At 70.5% G+C, this 8,124-nt stretch carries 8 protein-coding genes; 1 reads left to right on the top strand and 7 read right to left on the bottom strand.

Going from position 1 to position 8,124, the window contains the following annotated elements; genetic code table 11:
• The 7 genes from V6D00_06755 to nadB all read right to left on the bottom strand — a co-directional run.
• The coding region (locus V6D00_06755; protein ID HEY9898865.1) for a LysM peptidoglycan-binding domain-containing protein at positions 1-754 on the bottom strand (754 nt) is incomplete at its 3' end.
• Positions 755-858: 104 nt separating this feature from the next.
• Positions 859-1,710 carry a nickel transporter permease gene (gene nikC, locus V6D00_06750; protein ID HEY9898864.1) on the bottom strand — a complete coding sequence of 284 codons (852 nt, stop codon included), beginning with the start codon at positions 1,708-1,710 and terminating at the stop codon, positions 859-861.
• A gap of 1 nt (position 1,711) precedes the next feature.
• Positions 1,712-2,710 (bottom strand): ABC transporter permease, encoded by a 999-nt coding sequence (locus V6D00_06745; protein HEY9898863.1) that lies wholly within the window; start codon positions 2,708-2,710, stop codon positions 1,712-1,714.
• A gap of 12 nt (positions 2,711-2,722) precedes the next feature.
• On the bottom strand, positions 2,723-4,333 hold the full coding sequence (locus V6D00_06740) for an ABC transporter substrate-binding protein (GenBank protein ID HEY9898862.1): 1,611 nt from the start codon (positions 4,331-4,333) through the stop codon (positions 2,723-2,725).
• 4 nt (positions 4,334-4,337) lie between these two features.
• The gene (locus V6D00_06735; protein ID HEY9898861.1) at positions 4,338-5,198 is read right to left on the bottom strand and encodes a HAMP domain-containing sensor histidine kinase; all 861 of its coding nucleotides are present in this window, start codon (positions 5,196-5,198) and stop codon (positions 4,338-4,340) included.
• Between the two features lie 80 nt (positions 5,199-5,278).
• Entirely contained in the window at positions 5,279-6,163 is an 885-nt protein-coding gene (nadC, locus tag V6D00_06730) for a carboxylating nicotinate-nucleotide diphosphorylase (GenBank protein HEY9898860.1), read from the bottom strand.
• The gene (gene nadB, locus V6D00_06725; GenBank protein HEY9898859.1) at positions 6,106-7,707 is read right to left on the bottom strand and encodes an L-aspartate oxidase; all 1,602 of its coding nucleotides are present in this window, start codon (positions 7,705-7,707) and stop codon (positions 6,106-6,108) included. Before nadB ends, nadC begins: the two co-directional genes overlap by 58 nt.
• 197 nt (positions 7,708-7,904) lie before the next feature.
• On the opposite strand from nadB, the gene V6D00_06720 reads away from it, so the two are divergent.
• The gene (locus V6D00_06720) at positions 7,905-8,123 is read left to right on the top strand and encodes a hypothetical protein (GenBank protein ID HEY9898858.1); all 219 of its coding nucleotides are present in this window, start codon (positions 7,905-7,907) and stop codon (positions 8,121-8,123) included.
• The last annotated feature ends 1 nt before the right edge of the window (position 8,124 follow it).

The raw sequence follows: 8,124 nt of genomic DNA, 5'->3' as shown, positions 1-8,124 counted from the left end.
CCAGGCGCTTGCTCCAGTCGCCGCGAACGGGCGTCCGGTCGTCGGCCCAGACGAGCCTGCCCTGCGAGATGTGGTAGAAGTGACCGTCGACGCGGCGGTGGCCCTGGAACCGGTCGCCGACCACCCCGGGCTGGAGCGGCTTGACGGGGGGCTTGGCGACCACCTGGCGTGCCGGTGGCCTGGCCATGCGCGGGGCCTCGCGCCGATCGGCGCTTCGCAGCGCGACGTCGAAGCCGCCGTCCGCCTTGCGCGACACCACCGCGCGGGTGGGCGCGTGGTCAACGGGGGCGTGGGGGCTCGTGCGCTCGGCGGTACGAAGGGAGTGCCTGGAGCCCTTCGAGGCGTGCCGGCGCTCGGGGGCGCTCGTGCGCGCGTGAGGGCCCCCCGGGATGAGCAGCAGCTGCCCCGGATAGATCAGGTCGGGGTCCTGGATGATGCCCTGGTTGGCCGCGTAGATCGAGCGCCACTTGCGCCCCTTGCCGAGGAGCATGCGCGAGATGGTCCAGAGGCAGTCGCCGTCCTTGACCCGGTAGCGCTGCGCCTGCGACTCGAAGACGAGCCGGACGGGCTTGGCCGGGACGACGACCGCGGGCGCGGGCTCGGGCGCAAGGACCGAGGACGGCACCGACCCGGAGCCCGCAGGAGCCTCGGGGTGATGTGCGCCGACGCTCGCCTCGGCGGCAGTGGGCAGCACGAGACCCGCCAGCAGCGTGGCGGCGACGACGGGATTGGTTAGAGTCCTGCGGACGCGCATCGGATTCCCCAAAAAGGCGAAAGCTGCTTCATGATCTCGGCAGGCCCCAGCCGATCTGAAGGCCCCACCGGATCTATACCTCGAAAGCCCCCTTCACTTCAAGCTCACGCCTTCCGGGTCCTGGGATCCAGAAGGTCCCGCAGCCCGTCCCCCAGGAGGTTGAAGCCGAGCACCACCGCCATGATGGCGAGCCCGGGGAAGGCGACGGTCCAGGGGGCCGAGCGGATGAAGGCGCGGGCCTGGTTGAGCATGGTACCCCACTCGGGCTGGGGCGGCTGTGCGCCAAGTCCCAGAAACGAGAGGCCCGCCGTCTCGAGGATGGCGCCTGCGATCCCGAGGGTGGCCTGCACCAGGATGGGGGTCATGCAGTTGGGCAGCACGTGCCGCCGCAGGATGAAGGCGTCGGAGGCGCCCGCGCCGCGCGCGGCCTCGACGTACTCCTGGCCCTTGATTCCGAGGGTCGCGGCGCGCACCAGGCGCGCGTAGGTGGGCACGTTGACCAGCCCGATGGCGAGCATGGCGTTGGTGAGGCTCGGCCCCAGCACCGCCACGATGAGGATCGCAAGCAGGATCCCGGGGAAGGCCATGAGCATGTCCATCAGGCGCATGAGGGCCTCGTCCAGCCACTTGCCGGCGTAGCCCGCGACGAGCCCGATGGGCACGCCGAGCCCGAGGGCGATCGCCACCGACAAGAGCCCCACCTGCAGGGAGAAGCCCGCCCCGGCCAGCAGGCGCGACAGCAGGTCCCGCCCCAGGTCGTCGGTGCCGAGCCAGTGGGTCGTCGAGGGAGGCTTCAGCCGCTGGGCCAGGTCCTGGGCCAGAGGGTCGTGGGGGGACAGCCACGGCGCCAGGAGCGCGACGGCGATGAAGACCAGCACGATCGTCCCGCCGGCCAGGGCCGATCGGTTGCGGACGAAGCGCCGGAAGAAGAGGGCGATCATGCGGGTGAGCGCCATTCTAGCGCAGCCTCGGGTCGATCATGGGATAGAGCAGGTCGGTGGCGAGGTTGACCAGCACGAAGGAGGCCGCGAACACCAGCACGCACCCCTGCAGGAGCGGGAAGTCCCGGGAGAAGACCGCCCCCATCGCGAGCGACCCGATGCCCGGCCACGAGAAGATGGTCTCGGTCAGGACCGCGCCCGAGAGCAGGGTGCCCAGCTGCAGGCCCGCAACCGTCACGATGGGGACCAGGGCGTTGCGAAGCGCGTGGCGCCAGACGACCGCGTGCTCTGCGAGCCCCTTGGCGCGCGCGGCGCGCACGTAGTCGGCGCCCAGCACCTCCAGCATGGCCGCGCGCGTCATGCGGGCGATGACGGCCATGGGCACCGTCGCGAGCGTCAGGGCGGGCAGGACCAGGTGCCGCGCGCTCGAGGCGAAGGCTCCCGGGTCGCGCGCGATCAGGCTGTCGATCAGGTAGAAGCCCGTGACGGCCTGGACATCGAGGGCCAGATCCAGCCGGCCCGAGAGGGGCGTCAGGCGCAGGAAGGCCGAGAAGACCAGCATCAGGACGAGCCCCAGCCAGAAGATGGGCATGGAGGTTCCCACCAGCGCCCCCGAGGTGGCGAGCACGTCCACCCACGAGCCCTTGCGCCTCGCGGCCAGGATCCCCGCCGGCACCCCGACCAGCAGCGCGATCGCAAGCGATGCCACCGCTAGCTCCACCGTCGCTGGGAAACGGCGCGCGATCTCGCTGCTCACCGCGTCGCCCGTGGTGATCGAGCGGCCCAGGTCCCCCCGGGCGACGCGCGCGACGTAGGCGCCGAACTGGAGGATCGGCGGCCGGTCGAGCCCTAGCTCGGTGCGGAGCTTGGCGATCGTCTCGGGCCGGGCGCGCTCGCCGAGCATGACCTGAGCCGGATCGCCCGGCACCAGGCGCACGGCGACGAACACCACGAGCGTCACCCCGAACAGGATGGGCACGAGGAGCAACAATCGGCGTAGCAGTGTCTGGACCATGGGGCCTCCTGGCTAGTCGGCAAGCCACACCCGCTCGAAGTACTTCGTGCCGGTGGGGTGGAGCGAGAAGCCCCTGATGTCGGTGCGGAACGCGGCGAGCTGCTTGGCGTGGAAGAGCGGCACCATGGGCATGTCGTGCTGGATGAGGGCCTGGGCCTTTTCGTAGAGGCGAGCGCGAGCGAGCGGATCCAGGGTGGTGCGGGCCCGGGTCAGGAGCTTGTGGACCGCCTCGCCCCGGTAGAACGAGTAGTTGGTCGCGCTCCCCCCGGGCCGGGCGTTGGCCGCGTCGAGCAGGGTGTAGAGGAAGTTGTCGGGGTCGGCGAAGTCGCCCACCCACCCGATGAGAGCTGCCTGGTGGTCGCCCTTGCCCACCTTGTCCAGGTAGGTGCCCCACTCGTAGGTCGTGATCCTCGCGCGGATGCCGACCTGGGCGAGGCTCTCCTGGATGGCCTCGGCCGTGCGCTGGCCCTGGGGCATGTAGGGCCTCACCACCGGCAGGCTCCACAGCTCCATGTCGAAGCCGTGCGGGTAGCCGGCCTCGGCCAGGAGGCGCCTCGCCGCCGCGGGGTCGTGGGGCAGATCCGAAAGGCGTCGGTTGTAGCCCCAGACGGTCGGGGGCATGGGCACCACCGCCCCCTCGCCCAGCTTGCCGTTCGCGAAGAAGGCCCTGACCAGGCTCGGCTTGTCGATGGCCATGGCGACGGCCCGGCGCACCCGCGCGTCGTGGAAGGGGGGCTTGAGGTTGTTCAGGGCCAGGTAACCCACGTTGAGGCCGGCCTGGGAGTGGAACACCAGCTCGGGGTTGGCCTCGATCCGCTCCACGTCGTCGGGGTTGATCCCGTCCATGCCGTGGACCTCGCCGACCTCGAGCTCGAGGAGCCGCACCGCGTTCTCGCTCACCGGCTTGAAGATGAGCTTGTCCAGGTAGGGGCGGCCGTCCCAGTAGTCGGGGTTGGCCTCGAGCACCAGGCGCTCGCCCGGCACCCACTTCACGAACCGGAACGCCCCGGTGCCCACCGGGTGGCGCGCCACGTCCACCCCCCACTTCGCGAGGGCCGCGGGCGAGAGGATGGCCATCGAGGCGATCGCGAGGTTGCTGAGGAAGGTGGCGTCGGGGGCCTTGAGCCGGATGCGCACCGCAAGGGGCCCGAGCACCGTCACGTCCCGGACGGTGGGCGCGAAGAAGTTGGCCCAGTACTCGAAGACCTGGCCCGGCCGGGGGTGGGCCTGACGGTCGAAGGAGAGCTTGACCGCACGGGCGTCGAAGGGGGTGCCGTCGTGGAAGCGCACGCCCTCTCTCAGGTAGAAGGTGTAGGTCTTGCCGCCCTCCGAGACGTCCCAGCGCGTGGCGAGCGCCGGCTCGATGGCCGTCGAGTCCTTCTTGAAGCGCACCAGGCCGTTGAAGATGTTCTCGGTGACGGTCGCGCTCTCGGCCTCGTTGATGTCCGCCGGGTCGAGCCGGGTGGCGTCCTTGCCCTTGGCGTAGATCAGGACGCCGCCGTAGCGCGGCTCTTCCGAGCGCTTGTTTGTTCGTGGGGCCGTCGCGCAGCCCGAGAGGGCCACGAAAAGGCCCAGGATCAGGGCGACGAGGCGCGTTCGACGGGCGTTGACCTTTTCGTTCACCGCCTTATTCTAGCACCTCGTCCGACTCCCGCCAGACCGGGAGGGTGAAGCCGAAGGTGCTGCCCTCGCCCGGGGTGCTGTTCGCCCAGATGTGGCCCCCTTGCAGCTCGATCAGGTTCTTGGAGAGCGAAAGTCCGAGGCCCAGGCCCCCGAACGTCCGGGTGGCGCTGGGATCGGCCTGGAAGAAGCTGCTGAAGAGCATGGGGAGCTTTTCCGGGCTGATCCCGATTCCCGAGTCCGTCACCTCGACCCTGACCATCGCTCGGCCGTCGCTCGGCTCGAGCCGGGCCCTCAGCGCGACGGTGCCGCCCGCGGGGGTGAACTTGAGGGCGTTGGTCAGCAGGTGCCCCAGGACCTGGAAGGCTCGCGAGGGGTCGGCGTACACGAAGGGGAGGTTGTCCTCGATCAGGCAGGTGAGGACGATCTCCTTGGGAGAGGCGAGCTTTCGGTATTGCTCGCACGCCTGCTGTGCCAGGAGCTCGAGGGAGAGCGGCTGGCGATCGAGCTCCATGGTGCCGGTCGCCAGCTGGCTCATGTCGAGCATGGTGTTGATCAGATCCCGCAGGTGGTAGCCCTCGCTCAGGATCTGGCGCATGAAGCTGCGCTGCTCGTCGTTCAGGCGCTCCTCCAGCTCCTCCTCGAGCAGCTCCCCGTAGCCGAGGATCCCCGAGAGGGGCGTGCGCAGCTCGTGGGCCACGTTGGAGAGCAGGTTGCGCCGCAGCTGCTCGAGGACCCTGAGCTGCTGCTCGATGGGGACGGCGCCGTTCGGATCCGTCGCCCCGGTGCGGCAGTTGGCGTGGAGGGCGGCGCGTTGCCGGACCAGGGCGCTCAGGCGGCTCAGTTTCGAGCAGAACTGCGACCTCACGGCGCCTCCCTCCGGCCCGGCTTGCGGCATCGTGGCCAGTCTACCATCGGGCCGAGGGCGGCACTAGAAGGAAGGGAGGCTTAGCCCAGGCGGTGGATGTCCAGCGAGATGTCCAGGCTGCCCGCGCTGTGGGTCAGGGCGCCGACCGAGATGTAGTCGACCCCGGTCTCGGCCACGCGGCGGACCGTCTCGAGCGAGATCCCGCCCGAGGCCTCCACCTTGGCGCGGCCTGCGACGAGGGCGACGGCCTCGGTCATGACCCGGGGGGCCATGTTGTCGAGCATGATGATGTCGGCGCCGGCGGCGAGGGCCTCCTGGACCATCTCGAGCGACTCGGTCTCGACCTCGACCATGGTGGTCGACGCGCTGCCTTGGCGGGCGCGGCGCACCGCCTCGGCGATGGAGCCCGCCATCTCGATGTGGTTGTCCTTGATCATGATGGCGTCGGCGAGGCCGAAGCGGTGGTTGCGGGCGCCGCCCGCGCGCACCGCGTACTTCTCGAGCACGCGCAGGCCGGGGGTGGTCTTGCGGGTGTCGAGGATCTGGGCCCGGGTGCCCTCGACCGCCGCCACGTAGGTCGAGGCCATGGTGGCGATCGCGCTCATGCGCTGCATGAGGTTCAGGGCGACCCGCTCGCCCATCAGGATGGAGCGGGCGTCCCCCTCGACCACGGCGGCGACGGTGCCCTTCTCGACCTGTTCGCCCTCCTGGGCCTTGGCGGTGAACTGCAGGCCGGGATCGACCCGCTGCCACAGGCGCCGGATCACCTCGAGGCCGCAGACCACGCCCGGGGCCTTGTACAGGAAGTCGGCCCGGGCGCGCTCGCCCGGGCTCACGACGCTCTGGGTGCTGAGGTCGCCCCAGCCCCAGTCCTCGCGCAGGGCGGCGTCGAGGATGGGGTCGAGGATCAGCGGGTGGAGGGAGCCTCCAGGACCTGCAGGGATTGCGTGAAGTGCTTCAGCCAACGGGAATCGTCCTTTGCGGCAAAATCGGTGCGGAAGTGGGTGCCCCGGCTCTCCTCGCGCCACAGGGCGGCGGCTGCCACCAGCTCGCCGACCTGCAGCAGGTTGCGCAGCTCGTGGAGGGAGCGATCGGTCGAGGTGAGCGCGGCCTCCTCGACCTCGACCCGCCAGGCCCGGATGCGAGCGAGGGCGCGCTCGAGGCCTGATCCGGTGCGCAACAGGCCGGCATCCTGCCACATCTCGGCCTGGAAGGCCGCGCGCAGCCCCTCCACGTCGATGGCGGGCGCCTCGGGGGCCGGGTAGTGGGCGACCGTCTCGCCGATGGGGCGGACGTCGGACGGGCCCTCCTTGGCGATCGCCTCGGCGGCGCGGCGGCCGAAGACCACCGCCTCCAGAAGCGAGTTGCTCGCCAGGCGGTTGGCGCCGTGGACGCCCGTGCTCGCGGCCTCGCCGACGGCGTAGAGGCCGCTCACCGAGGTCCGGCCCGACAGGTCGGTGCGGGCCCCGCCGATGAAGTAGTGGGCGGCGGGGGCCACCGGCAGCATGTCGGCGGGCGGGTTGATGCCGTGCTGGCGGCAGTAGGCCATGATGGTCGGGAACCGGCTCTCGATCAGCTCGGGGCTCATGTGGCGCAGGTCGAGCCAGACGTGGTCCGACGCGTCCTTCTCCATCTCGGCGGCGATGGCGCGGGCCACCACGTCGCGCGGGGCGAGCTCCTTCTTGGGGTGGTACCGCACCATGAAGGCCTCGTTCGACGCGTTGCGGAGGATGGCGCCCTCGCCGCGCACGGCCTCGGAGACCAAAAACGAGTCGCCGCCCGGCACCACCAGGGCCGTCGGGTGGAACTGCATGAACTCCATATCGGAGATCTCGGCGCCGGCGCGATAGGCCAGGGCGATGCCGTCGCCGGTGGCGGTGGCGGGGTTGGTCGTGTGGCTCCATGCGCGGCCGACCCCGCCCGCGGCGAGCACCACGGCGCGCGCGGCCAGGTAGCGGACCTGCTTGTCGGCGTCGAGCACCACCGCCCCGCGGCAGCGGCCGTCCTGCACGACCAGCTCGAGGGCGAAGGCGTGCTCCAGGATGTCGATGGAAGGCGTCCGGCGGACGCGCTCGACCAGCGCGCGCTCGATCTCGTAGCCGGTGGCGTCGCCCAGGGCGTGCACGACCCGGCGGCGCGAGTGGGCGGCCTCGAGGGTGGTGGCGAGCGTGCCGTCAGGCTCGCGGTCGAAGCGGACCCCCGCCTCGATCAGGGCGCTGAGCTGGGCGGGCCCTTCGTTGGTCAGGACGCGCACCGGTTCCTCGTCGCAGAGGCCGGCCCCCGCCTCGAGGGTGTCGTTGAAGTGCAGGGTGGGGGCGTCGTCGCCCGCTATCGCCGCGGCGATGCCGCCCTGGGCGTAGCGGGTGTTGGAGTCCATCAGGTTCTGCTTGGTGACGAGCACCACGCGCTGACCCTGCTCGACCAGCTCCAGGGAGGTCCACAGGCCGCTGATGCCGCTTCCGATCACCAGCACGGGGAGAGAGTGCGCGTAAGGGATGGGGTGGTTCATGGCGTTCGTTCCAATCTCCCGGCGCGCTCGCCGGGCCGATTGCCAGCATCTTTCGCGTGACGCGAGATTATACCACGGCACGCCGTTGAACGCTTCCTCGCATGCACGGCAGGATGCGGGATTTGGTGATCGGTGCCCTGCAAGAAAGTGGCAGGCGAGGTATCATGGAAGGACGAGCGAGCGGGAGGATGCGTGACATGGCCGTCGAACTTGCCAACCCCAGCGTGGAGACCCTTTTCGAGCCGATCGAGTGCGACTACCTCGACGGCGAGAACGTGGGCTGGGCCAAGCGCTACATCGCGCAGTGCCAGGCCAGCCTCACGGCGGCCGATCAGGATGACCCGCACTTTGCCGCCTACCTCCAGGCCGAGATAGCCGCCTGGCAGGAGCTGCTCCAGCGCTTCGGGAAGGCGTAGC

It is taken from the genome of Pantanalinema sp. (assembly GCA_036704125.1).
GTDB lineage: Bacteria > Cyanobacteriota > Sericytochromatia > S15B-MN24 > UBA4093 > JAGIBK01.
This window is presented reverse-complemented; position numbering and strand designations above follow the sequence as displayed.